Annotated in this window: 16 protein-coding genes; 10 read left to right on the top strand and 6 right to left on the bottom strand. The window is 61.5% G+C overall.

Annotation, left to right across the window (positions count from 1 at the left end):
• The first annotated feature begins 837 nt into the window (after positions 1 to 837).
• Positions 838 to 1,155 (top strand): hypothetical protein, encoded by a 318-nt coding sequence (locus tag M1R55_RS22245; RefSeq protein WP_249395591.1) that lies wholly within the window; start codon positions 838 to 840, stop codon positions 1,153 to 1,155.
• Between the two features lie 223 nt (positions 1,156 to 1,378).
• Positions 1,379 to 1,609, top strand: a complete 231-nt coding sequence (locus tag M1R55_RS22240) for a hypothetical protein (RefSeq protein WP_249395590.1) — start codon at positions 1,379 to 1,381, stop codon at positions 1,607 to 1,609.
• A 128-nt stretch (positions 1,610 to 1,737) separates the two neighbouring features.
• Here the strand turns inward: M1R55_RS22240 and M1R55_RS22235 are convergent, their stop codons facing one another.
• The 3 genes from M1R55_RS22235 to M1R55_RS22225 all read right to left on the bottom strand — a co-directional run bounded on the left by M1R55_RS22235 (position 1,738) and on the right by M1R55_RS22225 (position 3,695).
• Positions 1,738 to 2,124 carry a hypothetical protein gene (locus M1R55_RS22235; protein WP_249395589.1) on the bottom strand — a complete coding sequence of 129 codons (387 nt, stop codon included), beginning with the start codon at positions 2,122 to 2,124 and terminating at the stop codon, positions 1,738 to 1,740.
• 140 nt (positions 2,125 to 2,264) lie between these two features.
• Positions 2,265 to 3,308: a diguanylate cyclase gene (locus M1R55_RS22230; protein WP_249395588.1), complete on the bottom strand. Its 1,044-nt coding sequence runs from the start codon at positions 3,306 to 3,308 to the stop codon at positions 2,265 to 2,267.
• 204 nt (positions 3,309 to 3,512) lie between these two features.
• A complete protein-coding gene (locus M1R55_RS22225) occupies positions 3,513 to 3,695 on the bottom strand; it encodes a hypothetical protein (RefSeq protein WP_249395587.1) in 183 nt (60 codons plus the stop codon).
• Between the two features lie 348 nt (positions 3,696 to 4,043).
• On the opposite strand from M1R55_RS22225, the gene M1R55_RS22220 reads away from it, so the two are divergent.
• From M1R55_RS22220 to M1R55_RS32360, 3 genes are read left to right on the top strand one after another with little or no spacing between them, the layout of a single operon-like run.
• Positions 4,044 to 4,805, top strand: a complete 762-nt coding sequence (locus M1R55_RS22220; protein ID WP_249395586.1) for a hypothetical protein — start codon at positions 4,044 to 4,046, stop codon at positions 4,803 to 4,805.
• Positions 4,802 to 5,236 carry a hypothetical protein gene (locus M1R55_RS22215; protein WP_249391324.1) on the top strand — a complete coding sequence of 145 codons (435 nt, stop codon included), beginning with the start codon at positions 4,802 to 4,804 and terminating at the stop codon, positions 5,234 to 5,236. Before M1R55_RS22220 ends, M1R55_RS22215 begins: the two co-directional genes overlap by 4 nt.
• 46 nt (positions 5,237 to 5,282) lie before the next feature.
• Complete coding sequence (locus M1R55_RS32360; protein ID WP_249395585.1) at positions 5,283 to 5,735, top strand: diguanylate cyclase domain-containing protein; 453 nt, start codon at positions 5,283 to 5,285, stop codon at positions 5,733 to 5,735.
• Positions 5,736 to 6,146: 411 nt separating this feature from the next.
• Here the strand turns inward: M1R55_RS32360 and M1R55_RS22205 are convergent, their stop codons facing one another.
• Complete coding sequence (locus tag M1R55_RS22205) at positions 6,147 to 9,182, bottom strand: PAS domain S-box protein (RefSeq protein ID WP_249395584.1); 3,036 nt, start codon at positions 9,180 to 9,182, stop codon at positions 6,147 to 6,149.
• 332 nt (positions 9,183 to 9,514) lie between these two features.
• Between M1R55_RS22205 and M1R55_RS22200 the strand changes: the two genes are divergently transcribed.
• Positions 9,515 to 10,411 carry a GGDEF domain-containing protein gene (locus tag M1R55_RS22200; protein ID WP_249395583.1) on the top strand — a complete coding sequence of 299 codons (897 nt, stop codon included), beginning with the start codon at positions 9,515 to 9,517 and terminating at the stop codon, positions 10,409 to 10,411.
• A 144-nt stretch (positions 10,412 to 10,555) separates the two neighbouring features.
• Here the strand turns inward: M1R55_RS22200 and M1R55_RS31850 are convergent, their stop codons facing one another.
• Entirely contained in the window at positions 10,556 to 10,951 is a 396-nt protein-coding gene (locus tag M1R55_RS31850; RefSeq protein WP_256566053.1) for a diguanylate cyclase, read from the bottom strand.
• Between M1R55_RS31850 and M1R55_RS22190 the strand changes: the two genes are divergently transcribed.
• Together M1R55_RS22190 and M1R55_RS22185 are read left to right on the top strand one after the other, a co-directional pair.
• Positions 10,864 to 12,012, top strand: coding sequence for an epoxide hydrolase family protein (locus M1R55_RS22190; protein WP_249395581.1), 1,149 nt, complete (start codon positions 10,864 to 10,866; stop codon positions 12,010 to 12,012). The two genes, M1R55_RS31850 and M1R55_RS22190, sit on opposite strands and share 88 nt — an antisense overlap.
• Positions 12,013 to 12,166: 154 nt before the next feature.
• Entirely contained in the window at positions 12,167 to 12,322 is a 156-nt protein-coding gene (locus tag M1R55_RS22185; protein ID WP_249395580.1) for a hypothetical protein, read from the top strand.
• A 141-nt stretch (positions 12,323 to 12,463) separates the two neighbouring features.
• On the opposite strand, the gene M1R55_RS22180 is transcribed toward M1R55_RS22185, so the two are convergent.
• Positions 12,464 to 12,661 (bottom strand): hypothetical protein, encoded by a 198-nt coding sequence (locus tag M1R55_RS22180; RefSeq protein WP_249395579.1) that lies wholly within the window; start codon positions 12,659 to 12,661, stop codon positions 12,464 to 12,466.
• A 485-nt stretch (positions 12,662 to 13,146) separates the two neighbouring features.
• On the opposite strand from M1R55_RS22180, the gene M1R55_RS22175 reads away from it, so the two are divergent.
• On the top strand, positions 13,147 to 13,410 hold the full coding sequence (locus M1R55_RS22175) for a hypothetical protein (RefSeq protein ID WP_249395578.1): 264 nt from the start codon (positions 13,147 to 13,149) through the stop codon (positions 13,408 to 13,410).
• Between the two features lie 770 nt (positions 13,411 to 14,180).
• Positions 14,181 to 14,372 (top strand): hypothetical protein, encoded by a 192-nt coding sequence (locus M1R55_RS22170; RefSeq protein WP_249395577.1) that lies wholly within the window; start codon positions 14,181 to 14,183, stop codon positions 14,370 to 14,372.
• Positions 14,373 to 14,377 lie beyond the last annotated feature (5 nt).

Genomic DNA, 14,377 nt, shown 5'->3' with positions numbered 1-14,377 from the left:
ACGCGATGAACGGCGCAGCGTGGCAGGCCTGGGCGATGCACCTCCCTATTGATCCGCTCGAACTTGAACGGGTTAAGGCGGATCTGCAACACCAGGTGAAACGGGTGGAGGATCGTTTGGCGGACGTCTTGGCGACAGGCGGCAACAGCCGTGCTCACCGGGAGGCTCTCATTGCGCTGGCTGAATTGAACAGTCAATTGAGGCTGGTGGAGGCCCGCTTGGTGGCTTCAGCACCCGCTCAGCTTCATCAGACCCGACAGCCTCGCAGTTAATCTGCACGCCATCCCGCCCCTGCTTTGGCTGGGACGCAGGAAGCTTCTTCATGCAGCCTCACCCGGCGTCTACACCAATTCCTCTTACAACTCTCTTACACATGAAAGCCAATTTTTCATTAAAACTCCATACATGAAGGAGCAAACTTTTATATTTAATTTTAACGTCAGGTCAACATCAGAAGAGGCAGAGGAGCATTTGCCGAGCATACGGGCTGGGCGGCTTTTGGCGTAGAGGCAAACGCTCACCCTCGTCCAGACGCTGCGGTGGCTGACGCTGAACGTGGCGTGGGCTGCCGTGGTGAGTGAGAGCTCGACCATGCCCCCACCCTAGCTCTGGTTGTAAGGGGGGCTCTTCCCTTTATCCACCGCCAATGCACCTGCGTGACCTCAGCTCAATCGAACTCGCCGACTTCTTGGACGCCAACTCCCGCCAAGACCGAGGGCCTGGCTGTCACGTGAAGGGCCCAATCTGAAGCTGCGTGGGGCATTGGCCGATTCCTTTAGCTGCCCCCCGACGTCCCCGTCAGACAGCGGTGATTCCCCTGCGCTTAGGCTGCGGAACATGCCCTCCCAAACACACCCTGTCCACCTGGAACAGCTCAAGCAAGACCTTGAAGAGCGCCTGCCCGCGGACTGTACCGTGTACGTGCAAGCTTGGCCAGCCAGGGAACCAGATGTCGTCACCGTCACTGTAAAGACGTATGAGGTCAACACGGCGACGCTGGCGGGGGTCGAGTTGCCTTTTGTGGCGCTGAAATGGAAACAGAAAACACAGCAACAGGTGACAGAGGACGTGGACGCGCTCATTCAGGCGGAACTGGTGAAGGGGTTACCGCCCAAAGGTTTCGAAGGATTCACCCGCCGTACACTCCACCAATAGACGCCCCAGCTTCGGCTGGATGGCGGGGGCGTTTCTGCATTCACGGGCGGACTTACGATTGTCCTCGCTCGATCTTCATGTGATGCTCAGAACGTGGGGGGCCACCGATGACTGAAGCCTGAATTTAGTGTTCTGGCGCTCTCTCCGGGCGCTCTCACGGTACGTTGCTCTGTATGAATCTCTTCATCTTGACCTCCACAGTCCTTTTCGCAGCAGGCCGGGCATGAGGGCCGGAGACTGGCAACACTGGCTCAACAGTTTGCCGTGCGACGCTGTTCACCTTGCGGGGGTCGAAACTGATCTGCAGCGCCAGATTGTGTTGGCCGAGGCCCGGTTCCGGGCCGCCGTCTGGCTGGGCAACAACCGGGTGGAGGAACGCGCCGCCCGCGTGGAGGTCATCGAACTCAACAGCAAGCTCATGGCGATTCAGATGCGTGTGAACGTCGCGTCCTAGCCGCGTGCTCAAGCCATCTATGACCGGACGAGAGAACGACGTCGTGAGGCGGCGCGAGACACGACAGTGCACCCCGTCTCCGCACTGGTCACGGCCTACGCCCGCCTCGACCAGGCTGTGGCCGCCGCTTACAGCTGGGAGTGGCCGCTGCCCGAAGACGAGGTTATGGCATCTGGAGCACTCTGCCGCTGTGAGCTAAACCCTGACGACGCCCTTGCCCAGCTTGCCGCCCACCGTGCCCCTTCCAGCAGGTGCGAATCGAGGTGCGAGAGATCCACTGGCCCCAGCACTTTCTTACCGGCAGACACGCTGAGTACGACAACCTTGGGGGGCTTCATCGCCCCGATCAGGCCGTCGAGGCTGCGCACGGCTAGCATGATCATGTTGTCGTTGCTGGTAGCCGCTTCCAACCGGGCCACCAACGTGACGTTCCGAATTTCGTCCACGATGAATTTGAGCCAGAGTTCGCGGCTGAGGTTGTCGGTGCGGGTGATCTCCGCAAGGTCGGTGGGCATCTGCTTGACCAGGGCCTTGCGCAGCGCCTTGAACCCGCAGGCTGGATCTGTCCACTTCCGCCTCGGACACGTTCTTCAGGTACGGCGGCCCAGCGGTCATTGTCCGACTGGTGCCCGCAGCGCTGTACTGACCTCCTCAGTCACGCTTTGGGCTCCAGCGGGGGATCGACAGGCAGTCCTTCGACCCTGTTGCGGCCCGTCTGCTTGGCCTGGTACAGCCGGGCGTCGGCCAGCTGCAACCACTCGTCCAGGGTCGATACCTCGTCCCGCCCGGCCACCCCGATGCTGAAGGTCACGGGCGGAACCCCTGGAGCCGGCGGCACCATCGCCTGCCTCAACTCCTCGGCCAGCGCCCTCAAGGGGACTGGATCTAAGCGGGACAGCGTGATCAGAAACTCTTCGCCGCCCCAGCGGGCCACCTGCCCCTGGGTGCCGACCGTGACCTTCAGCCGCTCCGCCACCACTTTGAGCACCTGATCCCCCACCGCGTGGCCCCACCGATCGTTGACCTCCTTGAAGTGGTCGATGTCCAGAAGCAGCACCGTCACCAGTGCTCCGGGTGTGGCCGCCAGAGCCGTCTCAAGATGGGCCGTCATGGCCCGGCGGTTCTCCAGACCGGTCAGGGCGTCGGTGTGGGCCAGCCGCTGCATCACCGCCACCTCGGCGCGCTCTGCGGAGAGCTGACGTCCATAGATAGACAGGTGCGCACTGAGGATCCCGCTCAGGCCGAGTTCGGCCAGCAGGGTCAGGTCTCCGCCCCGCAGCAAGGTGACCGCGCCAAAAGCAGTGAATACGCTCAGAGCGTACAGGCTGGCCCAGCGGGCCTGCAGGACGGTAAAACCGGCCAGGAACAGGAACACGCCTGTGAACAGCAGCCGCGGAGACGGCGCAGGTGGCACGGCCAGCGCGAGCTGTCCAGTCACACTCAGGCTGGCGGCAGCGAGAATGCCGTACTCCATCCAGCGCCAGGGGAGCTGGGTGTAGCGCAGCAGTGCGGCGGTGACGCCGCAGATGGCGGCGCCGATCAACGGTTCCAGCGGCCACTGACCGACCGGACGGATGGCGTCTATCCCTGCGATCACCAGTTGAACCGTCATGGACAGGGCGGCGACGGTCTGGTACAGCTGCCGCTGGGTTTCTTTGAGATAACGGCCGTGTCGGGAGAGGAAGCGGGGCACGGACACCCCCAGAGGCTAGCCCAAGGGCTGTTGCAGGTTTCTCTCATCGAGAAAGGCCAAGGCTTGGTTGCGGGGGCAGGGGGCTGCACCCCGCCTGTGTCCAACCCTCCCCGTGGCGGGCTGGAAGGACCAAGGGAACGTCTCTGCTCAGCGCCGGTCAGTGGACGTCTGCGGTTTCAACGGGGCGTGAGCAGCTCAGAACGTGTCCAGTCAGACCTGGGCCATCAGCCACGTCGCTGCCGAAGGATGTACCCCGAACAGTCGAGCGGCTTTGGCCATGGAGTACCGTTCTTCCCGCACGCTGCGGATCAGCTCCTCGCCCGCCAGCGTGGGGAGCTTGGGACGACGGCCCCCGATGCGCCCTTCAACAGGATCGCACCCTCTTCCTGACAAGTCGGTCCTCCAGGAAGCGACGGCCCTGCTTGCCCTGACGCTGAAGCGTCAGTTCGCGCATGCGTGGCTTCAGGTGATGGTCGGAGGACTTCACGAAGGTGTCCTGGTAATGGGTGATGCTTTTCAGCTGCGGAGCTTTAATCCCCGGTCTGCGCAGTTGCTGGGCGCTCCGGACAACAAGCTGACCCATGAGCACTTCGTGACGTTGAGACGGCAAGTCCAGGGTTTAGATGGTGAGCCGATCTCGCACGGCGAGCTGCCCATGTCCCTAGTGCTCCAGACAGGGTAGCCCTGATGGCCTGACACAATTTATGAGAAAGCGTCCCCGGTAGGGGACACTTTCTGTTTGTGAAGACCGAAAATGCCACCGGGGACGCCCCCCGACTGTACCAAGCGATCCTGCCCCACCTCCACCCCGCCCTGTGGAACGACGTCCGCAACGCCCGTACGCTGGCCTGGATGGTCAGCGGCTTGGTGCTGTCCCAGAGCGTTTCCATTCCCTCCTGGCTGCCGCACATCCACTCCCAGGCCACGGTCGCCCAGAGCACCGAACGTCGCTGCCGACGGTGGCTGGAGAATCCAGCCATCGCCCCTGGCAGTGTGTATGGCCCCCTGATTACCCGAGCCTTGCGGGATTGGGGCCCGCATTCCCTGACGCTGGCGCTGGACACCAGCATCCTGTTCGGACGCTTCTGTCTGATCCGGGTGGCCGTCCTCTACCGGGGACGCGCGGTACCGCTCGTCTCCCGCGTCCTAGAGCATGCCAGTGCTCAGGTCGGCACCGAACAACTCCTGCCTGTCCTCGCCGAGGTCAAAGGCCTGCTGGATTTTCTTGGGCTGCACGATGTTCGACTCCTGGCGGATCGGGGTTTTTGCGACACGGCCTTGATGGGCTGGCTCCGCGTCTGCGGATGGCACTTCCGCATCCGCATCAAATCGAGCCTGATTCTGGCCGCTCCAGACGGGCAACGGGTCTGCACCATCGGGAAATCAAACTCGCAGCGCGCGAAACGCGCTGCTTCCACAACGTCACGATCACCGGACACCGATTTGGGCCGGTGCGTGGCTCTGGGCCGTCCACGGACGGCCCAGAGCAGTGGCAGGTGGTGAGCGATGAACCCACCAGTCGTGCAACGTTTGCTGAGTACGGCGAGCGCTTCCAAATAGAGGAAGGATTCTTGGATGATAAGAGTGGCCTCTTCGGTCTGGAGGACTCCAAACTGCGTGATGCCGCCAGCCTCGAACGCCTGATCCTGGTGATCTCTGTGGCCACGCTCCTGCTCGTCTCCGAAGGACTCCAGCTCGTGCAGCAGGGTGTGCGCAGAACCATTGATCCCCATTGGAACCGCGCCCTGAGCTATTTGAAACTTGGTTTACGCGGCGTCCACTTCGCGCTGAGCCGGGGGCAGGCAGTACTCAACCGCCTGACGCTCCAAGGAGGCGCCGATCCGGCGCCTCCCGGACGTCGCAAGAAATCGCATGTCAGTTCTGTGGACGCTTTAGAAGGCGGCTGGGTGCTCAGATTTCGCTCTCCCTCATAAATTGTGTCAGGCCGTCAGCAGGGTAGCCTCAGCTCAACGTACAGCGGTGGTTGCAGGTCAACGCTTTTCCAGTGGACAGCCAGACGGTGGCTTCATTCACCGATGTGAAAGAAAACATTCAAATCCGGCAGGGCATGCAGCGCGAACTGGAACACGATCCGCTGACGGGCCTTCCGAACCGCGTTCACTTCATCCCCAACTCCAGAAGGCCCTCGGCCAGCTTCACACTCATGACACAGCGTTCGCCGTCGGATTTGTCGACCTCGACGGTTTCAAGGCGGTTGATGACGCTCTGGGATATGCCGCAGGTGACATCCTGCCGCAAGAAGTGGCGCGGCGGCTGTCCAGGATCGTACGCTCCGGGGATGTGGTGGCCCGCCTCGTGGGAGACGAGTTCATGGTCTTGTGGCGAGGCATTTCCAGTCCGACCCAGGCGGGTGTTCTGGGAGAGCGGCTGGTGGCTGCGTGTGCGCCACCTTATGAAGAGAGGTCTGGGTGACCTCAAGCGTGGGCGTCACGACCTCTGACTTGAATGCTCAGGCTGTGCTGCAGGTCGCAGACGCCGCGATGTACCAGCCCAAGCGTCACGGAAAGAACCAGTGTGGTGACGCAGGGAAGCATTCATAGAGCTCGATGGAATTGACGTCAGCCACATGCCTGCGTGAAAGTCGCCGTCATGGCCTGCGAGCGGCGGAACCGGTCAACTTCTACGGTCAGGTGGCTGGAAGAGCAGCCTGTTCAAAGGCCACGGCGAGCCCAACCTTGTGTTGAACATGATGAACCGGAGACACACCGCCACGAACTGGGCGGCGCGGGCTCGTCGGGTATGGAAGACATTTCAGGACATTGCCTCACCCTCTTGATGTACACGACCAAATCCAGCAGGACTTGCGGCCGCCGGATCTCAGAGTCAGGGCTGGAGCGGTGCCTTCTGGTTCAACGCTGGCCAGGTTGAGGATTTAGCCCCGAACAGCTGGAAGAAGGCTTCAACGACCCTCGGATCGAAGTGGGTGCCAGCACCATTTTGAATGTGCTTCAGGGCCCTCTCCCGTGTCCAGGCAGCGCGGTAAGGGCGGTCACTCGTGAGCGCATCAAACACATCCACCACTGCGAACGCCCGGGCCGTTAAAGGGATCGCCTCGCCCTGAAGGCCGACCGGGTAGCCCGTCCCATCCCACTTCTCATGGTGGTACTGCGGAATGTCCAAGGCTGGGCGCAGGAACTTGATCGGTGAGAGCAACTTCACGGCGTGGCCTGGATGCTCCTTCATCAACACCCACTCTTCCTCAGTCAGCTGTCCTGGCTTCAGAAGAATCGCATCTGGAATCGCCATCTTCCCGATGTCGTGCAACAACGCGCCCCGGCGCACCTCCACCAGTTGGTCCGAGGAGAGCCCGAGGTGTCGGCACAGCTCGACCGTCGTCTCCGTCACGCGCCGGGAGTGCCCTTCGGTTTCCTTGTCGCGCAGATCGAGCGCTCTCGCCCAGCCCTCAATGGTCTCGTCGTACGCCAGCCTTAATTCAAGATTCTTGCGCTCCAACTCGGCGAACAGCCGCGCGTTGTCCACCGCGATCGCCGCCTGACCGGTCAGCATCTCGAAGGTCTCCAGCCAGCGCACAGATGGGTCAAACGGCTCCTGGTGCAGGACCTCGATGACACCCACCACCTTCCCTTTCGCCAGCAGCGGCGCGCCGTAATAGGTCATGAGCCGCTCCCGGCTCAGCACTTCGCGCCAGGCGGGCGAGATCGGTGCATGTTGCAACTCAGGCACGTTCAGAGCTTTTCGGCTGAGCGCGACTTCACCCGCCAGACCATTGCCGACGCGCACCGCCAATCCTTGAAGCGGCGTAGCGAACCCCCGGGTGCCGGCATACTCCAGGTTCAGGGTATGAGGGTCGAGCAGCAGCAGGGTCACCGCGTCCGCACCGAGTTCTTGCGCGACGTTATCCAGGATCAGGCCCAGGGTCATGGAGAGGTCGCCGCTGGAGGCGATGGCCTGATCGATCGTCCGCAGGCCGGTGACATGGCGCAGTTGTTGACGAAGATCCTTGTTAAGGGTCTGGATTTGCTCCTCAGCAGCGAGACGGGCACTGATGTCGCGTGTGATCTTGGACAGACCCACCACCTCGCCAGCAACGTCGAGGACCGCGGAGACCGTCACAAGCACTGATCTTGGGTGACCGTCCTTGCCCATGCGAATGGACTCGAACGCGTCAATCCGTTCCCCCTGCGCGACCCTCCGGAAAACGTCGACACTCTCAGCGTGCAGTTCACTTGGAATAATCAGAGTGATGGGCTGACCGATCGCTTCAGCTGCCGGATAGCCGTACAACCGCTCGGCCCCGGCATTCCATGAGCGGATGGTGTCGTCAAGCTCCATCCCGACGATGGAGTCATGGCTGGCCTCAACGATGGCGGCCAAGAACGCCAGATCCTGCTCAGCGGCCCGGCGCTCAGTGATGTCGCGAGCCACGCAGTACATCACCGGGTCTCCTGGCAAGACGACTGCGGCCCACTCAATCCACACCACCGCACCACTGCGGTGGAGGTACCGATTCTGGAAGACTACCGTGGCCTTTCCGGCCGTGATGTTGTCGTCCTCCCACTCCGTCATGGCCCGGTCATCCGGGTGAACGAAATCCAGGTAGCGGCGGCCCAGCAGTTCTTCAGGGGCGTAGCCGAGAATCTGCTGACAGGCCGCGTTCACTGTGACGAAGCGCCCCTCAGCGTCAAAAGACGTGATCATATCCAGCGACAGGTCCAGCGTCCGTTGCAACTCGGTGGCAATGCGCCGGTAACTCTGCGCGCTCTCGACTAGGACCTCCTGAGCGGCCTTCTCCGAGGTGATGTCGCGGGCAAGGCTCACCATACAAAGTTCCCCATCCAGTTCGACGCTCACCATCGAGATCACCAGGTCAAGTGCCTTGCCGGAGCTGGTGCGCAGGTGAACCTCGTGACTCCGCACCGAATTCCCTTCCTGCAAGGCGCTGGAGAGCCTGTCGTGGTCAGGGTTGTCATCCCATAAGCCGGACTCTTGAAAAGTTCGGCCAATGACCTCTTCCCGGAGGCAGCCGACCTGGTGCAGGAACGCCTCGTTGACATCGATCAACCGCTGATCACTCCAGCGAGTAATGACGATAGGCATGGGACTGGCCTGGAAGACTTTTGAGAAGCGTTCCTCGCTGACCCGCAGCTCTTGTTGCATCTGATGGTGTCCAGTGATATCCCGGATGAAGACCGAGATGCCGTCTTCGGCCGGGTAGGCAGTTGCTTCAACCGTGCCGAATGGCTCCAGATGGCTCACGGCGCTCTGAACAGTGCCCGTGTCCGTGGCCCGCCCAATGGCTTGGAACACAGCGCTATCGGCAAGGTCTGGGAATGTCGTCAGCAGGTTGTAACCTGTCAGGTCTTCAGGACGATGTCCGGAGATGCTGGCTGCCGCAGCATTGAGGTAGATGAAGTTCAGGTCTCGGTCCAACGAGACGAAGCCATCGGTCATTCGCCCGAGAGTTGAGGCCAGCTGCTGCTGAAGCTGAGCCTCGTGCTGCCTCGCTTCCTCGCGCGCGGTCACATCGTTGTGGAATTCCACGAAGTGTGTGACGGTTCCGGCCGCGCTCCGGAGTGGGCTGAGAGTCAACTCGTTGTAGAACAGCCTGCCGTCCTGGCGGTAATTGCGCAGGGTGACCGTCACACTCTGCTGCTGCTCGATCGCCTGCCGGATCTCACGCACGCCAGGCTGATCGCGGTCGTGCCCCTGCAGGAGGCGGCAGTTCCGCCCGAGGAGCTCGGCAGCCAAGTAGCCGCTCATGCGCTCGAAGGCCGGATTGACATATACCATCGGCTGGTCGTCTTGGAGAGCATCAGTAATCACGGTGCCGACAACAGAAGACCCGACAACCTGGCTTAAGAGCTGAACATCGGACAAAAGCATGGGCAGCTCTGACATCAAGGGAGCCTCTCTGAATGGGATTTGATTGGTGTGCTTCTCGGCACGGAACCGGAAAAAAGAGCAGCCCCTCTGAAAGGCAGCTTCGCACAGGCCGTCCTGCGTAATTGTCACAATGTGGACCCACCAGGCCGCTTGATCCACTTGGGGTCTACCCGAAGTGAACAACAGGAAATGGATTGGTTTTGCGTCAGGAGAGGACGAGTGGGGCAGCAGGAAGCGGCAGGAAAGGCCTTTGGAGGGACGCGCTTAAGGAAAGACAGGGGAACGAGCATCTGAAGACTGACTTTCACAGGTGACACCGGTGGCCGAGACGATGCAGAATGGCAGGCGTGCTCGAAGATCACGGTGAATTCTCCGAAGTGCTGCTGCGGGCGGTGACGTCTGCGACCAACGGCATCATTATCACCAGCAGCCAGGGTGACTACCCGATCATGTACTGCAATCCAGCGTTCGAGCAGATGACGGGTTATCAGCCCAGCGAGGTTCTGGGACGCAACTGCCGCTTCCTGCAAGGTGCGGACACTGATCCTGAGACCCGTGCGCGCCTCTGGCAGGCCCTGAACGCCGGCGAAGGGATCGATGTGGTCATTCTGAATTACCGCAAGGATGGAACGTCGTTCTGGAACGCGCTGAACCTCGCCCCTGTTCATGATAGGCAGGGCCATCTCACGCACTTTGTGGGAATCCAGACGGACGTGACGCAACGCGTGCAGCTCCAGCGCACCCTGGAAAATAGGGTGCACACGGATGAATTGACCGGGCTGAGGAACCGCGCGTACTTCATGCAGGCCTTACAGGTGGCCGTCCGTGGTCTGGGATCCGGCGGCCTCTTTGCGGTAGGGTTTGCTGACCTTGATGATTTCAAGGCGGTGAATGACGCCTTCGGTCACAAGGCGGGAGATGAATTGTTGCGGCAGGTGAGCATCAGGCTACGGCAGTGTGTCCGGGAAGAGGACGTAGTGGCCCGTCTGGCAGGGGACGAGTTCGTGGTGCTGGTGCGGGCCATGACAGACTGTGCCTTGGACTCCCTCGCGCAGCAACTCCTCGAAGCGCTGCAACGTCCTGTTCAGCTTCAGGGGGTTCAGGTGCGGGTGCAGGCGAGTCTGGGCTTTGTGCTCCCGTCCGTAGGGATGGGTGCCGAAGAGGTGCTGGCGGCAGCAGACCGGGCCATGTATGACGCCAAGCATGCAGGAAAGCACACGTTCGTCATTCGCGACTGCCGCTGAGAGCTGAGGTGCGTTGTCGGGCTTGATGCTCTGAGGTGCCGGAGGCTCCACCCCTATGAGCGCTTCCGGTCGGCTCAGCTGCCCTGCTCACGCTCAGTCGTTCTGGGCCAGCTTGACGCAGTTGCGGCCCTCCCGTTTGGCGGCTTACAGAGCGAAATCAGCGCTGCGCATCAGCTGAGTCAGGTGAGTCCCATGCAGGGGAGAGGCGGCCACTCCCATGGACACGGTGATCATCCCGATCGGGTGCCCCTGAGAGCTGATTTTCAGGTCTCCAACCGCTTGACGGATCTGTTCGGCACGGGTCGCCGTCTGTTTCAGGTCGGCACCAGGAAGCAGCAGGGCGAACTCTTCACCGCCGTAGCGGCAGGCCACGTCCTCGCCGCGCACATTGGCATTGAGCAGACTGCCCAGAGACTGGAGCAGCAGGTCCGCAGTGCTAAGGTCAACGCTATATGGACATCCGCCCCTACACCATCGCCATTCCAGACGAGCAACTGGCCGAGCTGAGTCGCCGGTTGCGGCACACCCGCTGGCCGACACCCTCACCTCGGCGCTGGGATGACGGGGCCGACTTCGACTTCATGCAGCAGTTGATGTTGCACTGGCAGGAGACCTTTGACTGGCGGGTACAGGAAGCGAGACTCAACCAACTCCCCCAGTACCGCGCCCGAATCGACGGGCTGGAGATTCACTTTATTCATCAGCCCGGCACAGGGCCACAGCCCCTGCCGCTGGTGCTCACGCACGGCTGGCCCGGCTCCTTCATTGAGATGGAACGGCTGGTGCCCTTGCTGACTGACCCAGGAGCGCACGGCGCTGACCCCGCTGACGCCTTTCATGTGGTCGTGCCGTCGTTGCCTGGGTTCGGCTTCTCGGATCCAGCGGCGCGGCCCGGCATGAGCAGCCGTCAAATCGCTCGTGCATGGGCCGCCCTGATGACAGGTCTCGGCTATACACGCTTCGGAGCACAGGGCGGCGACATTGGGGCTGGGGTCTCGACGTGGCTGGGGTTCGACTACCCAGAGCGGGTACTTGGCCTCCATCTCAATTACATTCCCGGTTCATTCAGGCCACCGCTGGGCCAAGGAGAGCCCCCCGTGTCCCTTGAAGAACAGGCTTTTTTGGAGCGGAGTGCGTCCTGGAGTGAGGAAGAGAATGGCTATGGGCATCTTCAGGGGACTCGCCCGCAGACACTCGCATACGGCCTGAGTGATTCACCCACCGGCTTGGCCGCTTGGATCGCCGAGAAGTTTCACGCCTGGACAGACGGTGAGGGGCTGGGGGTGTCCACGGACACGGTGTTGACCAACATCGCGCTGTACTGGTTGACCAATACCCTGGGTTCCTCTGTGCGGCTCTACCGCGAAAACCGCCAGCAACCACTTCATTTTGGCTCTGGCAAGCGCGTGCAGCCTCCGCTGAGTGTGGCCCTCTTTCCACGTGAATTGCCCATGCCGCCCAGAAGCTGGGTGGAGCGCGTGTACAACGTGCAGCGCTGGACGCCCATGCCCCGGGGCGGGCACTTCGCTGCCCTTGAGGAACCCGAACTGCTCGCAGCAGACATCCGTGCGGCGTTTCGTCCCATGCGACTTCAAAGGTGAGAACAGCCACACGCTTTAATGGAGAGGAAAAGCGTTTTCTAGGGCGGGTATACCGAGGGGTTAAAATAGGCCCTAAGGCCAGCCAGAGCAGGCCGATCACGACTATCGCCACGGTGGGCGGCGGCGATAGCCCCGTGCCTTGTTGGCTTCAATGATGCCCAGCACCACGGCCGAAGGCAGAACATCCTCCTTTACAGCGACCCTGCACGCCCACGCGTACGCCGTGATGTCCCAGAGCATCCCGATGATCACTAGGGTGGCCGCTGACTCGTTCGAGACCTTCTGGAACACCTCCAGCGCCCGCTCGTGAGGGTGTGCAGCTGCAGCAGGCTCAGAAATAGGGGCAAACGTCGGGGGCTCATCTCTTGGGGTGGCCACGCCGAGTCCTCCAGCATGGCTCCCAGCGGGTAGAGACGGCCTACCCCGTCCGCAGAGAGCAGTTCGGCCGAATCTAGAGCCCGGACGATGACGTCCCCAGTTCACGGATCGTCTGACTCGTGGTATCCGCTGTGACGGCTTCCGTCACCTCGGAATGAATGAGGGCAAGGTAATTCGGAACATCTGCAAAGCGGAAGGTCGTGCCCCAACCGTTGGCGGCATTCCCTGCGCGGGCTTCAGTGGCCAGCTGCTGCACGGTCGGCATAGTCATCCACGCCCCCTGCACCGGCGTTCTTGTGCTCGCCGTTGTTGACGGGACAAGACCGGCACAGGCCTGGGCTCAGGCTCCTGCACCACTGCTGGTTCTGGCTGAGGATTGGCAGGCATCACGACCACGAAGGCACCTGACGTCTTCAATTGCGCCGCTTCGAGGGCCGCAGCGGCATGAATAGGCCCGATGCCACAAGCAGACGACCCACCTTCACGCCGCCCGTCTCAGGATCGGCAGCGCGACCCTCCGCAGGTGAGCCAGCTGATGCGCCGGCGTCGGATATTGCCGGAGCCACGTTTCGAGGACGCTCAGGTTGATTGATTTGCCCTAGGTCACCTGCCGACCGCCTACCTGCACGTTCTCTACGCTCTCGGCCACCAATAGACGCGAGTGCCAAAAATTGAGGGGGAAGAACCCCCATTTCGTGAGCATCTTCTGCCTCAACTCTGCTCACCGCTGGCCCCACCTCGCCCTACTCTGGCGCTGTGCCCGCTCCACGCCCCGAATCAAACCCTCTGTACCTCGCCGCGGTTCAGCGCCTCGCCGAAGACCGCATCATCCAGGAGATTGCGGCCTTTTTCGATCCAAGCTTGCTCCCGGCCATGATCGACGCCTATGTCGAGGGTTACCTGGACGGCAAGGTACCCTCGGGGTTCGATACGCCGAAAGCGGTCGCCGTCGCCTTCCTGCTGGGCGACGGCGACCGCTGTGAGGGCAGCACCCTGGACATCGACAATCTGGACTATTGATAACGGCCAACATCTGAATTGGCTTTTGGTGTCGGTTGGACACTCTAAACGCGCCCGGCACTCTGAAGGAGCACGGAATCGGCCTGAACTTCTACGGTCTTCCATCGGGTCAGGGGTTAAGCCGAGAAGGGCCGCGGCTGTCGGAGCGCTTGACTGAGAGCCTGGGCTGTGACGTAGACAGTGTGCAATTGAGCTGGATGCTGGACAGATTCCAGGTAGAGATGTCGCAGCCAAACCGCCAGCTCAGCCTCGTCAGGGTGCGGGGCAAGCTGCGCGAGGACTTCAGCGACTTGTCTGAGGGTGCGCTGCTGGTCTTGAGCAAAAAACCGAGGTGCGCGAATCCGAGGAGAAGGCATCCATCTGAGGGTATTTAAGCTCACCATCAGCAGGATGGGAGGGAGGAAGGAAAGCTTCACTCGTTTCGGGACGAGTCTAAGATTGTATTAAATGCTGCGTTTATGATGGAGGCCTGAACTGGGCGAGGGGGTGGTGATGCGCCTTCAACGACAGGGCATGAGCTTGTTCTTCCAAGGCCTAGAGCTCCACAAGACTGAAGTTTTAAACACTGCATGCACTCGGCTCAAACTTATATCAGGAGCCGTGGAACCTCCCCTTCTATACGGCTTCCAACACCCGGCCTAGAAAATGCGCGGTTTGTCGCTCGGCGGGTGGCTCTAGCTCCCCCCACCCCCATATTCTTGAGGCCGACTGAAGAGATTCTTGGGATCCACTGAAGAGCCTTTTCTGCCTCCGGGCTCCACACTGAGGGCATGAACGTGCTCCCCGCTGTGTTGATGGGCAGCGCCTGCGCCCTGAGCGTGGTGACGTTGCTCCTCCTCTTTACCGGTAACCTCTGGGCCATGACCGCGACAGCAGTCGCGGCACTCCTGCTGGCCGCCCTCGCCATTCCCACCCTCGACCAGCAAGAACAGGCCGACCACGCCAGTCCTCTTGACGGCTAGACCGC

Origin of the sequence: Deinococcus sp. QL22 (genome assembly GCF_023370075.1) — a bacterium.
GTDB lineage: Bacteria > Deinococcota > Deinococci > Deinococcales > Deinococcaceae > Deinococcus.
This window is presented reverse-complemented; position numbering and strand designations above follow the sequence as displayed.

Bases quoted from the DNA above. Each gene is read 5' to 3' on its own strand.
- M1R55_RS22245 (WP_249395591.1), top strand. From the start codon at position 838: ATGCCCTCCCAAACACACCCTGTCCACCTGGAACAGCTCAAGCAAGAC.
- M1R55_RS22240 (WP_249395590.1), top strand. From the start codon at position 1,379: ATGAGGGCCGGAGACTGGCAACACTGGCTCAACAGTTTGCCGTGCGAC.
- M1R55_RS22235 (WP_249395589.1), bottom strand. From the start codon at position 2,124: ATGCCCACCGACCTTGCGGAGATCACCCGCACCGACAACCTCAGCCGC.
- M1R55_RS22205 (WP_249395584.1), bottom strand. From the start codon at position 9,182: ATGTCAGAGCTGCCCATGCTTTTGTCCGATGTTCAGCTCTTAAGCCAG.
- M1R55_RS22190 (WP_249395581.1), top strand. From the start codon at position 10,864: ATGGACATCCGCCCCTACACCATCGCCATTCCAGACGAGCAACTGGCC.
- M1R55_RS22185 (WP_249395580.1), top strand. From the start codon at position 12,167: ATGCCCAGCACCACGGCCGAAGGCAGAACATCCTCCTTTACAGCGACC.
- M1R55_RS22180 (WP_249395579.1), bottom strand. From the start codon at position 12,661: ATGACTATGCCGACCGTGCAGCAGCTGGCCACTGAAGCCCGCGCAGGG.
- M1R55_RS22170 (WP_249395577.1), top strand. From the start codon at position 14,181: ATGAACGTGCTCCCCGCTGTGTTGATGGGCAGCGCCTGCGCCCTGAGC.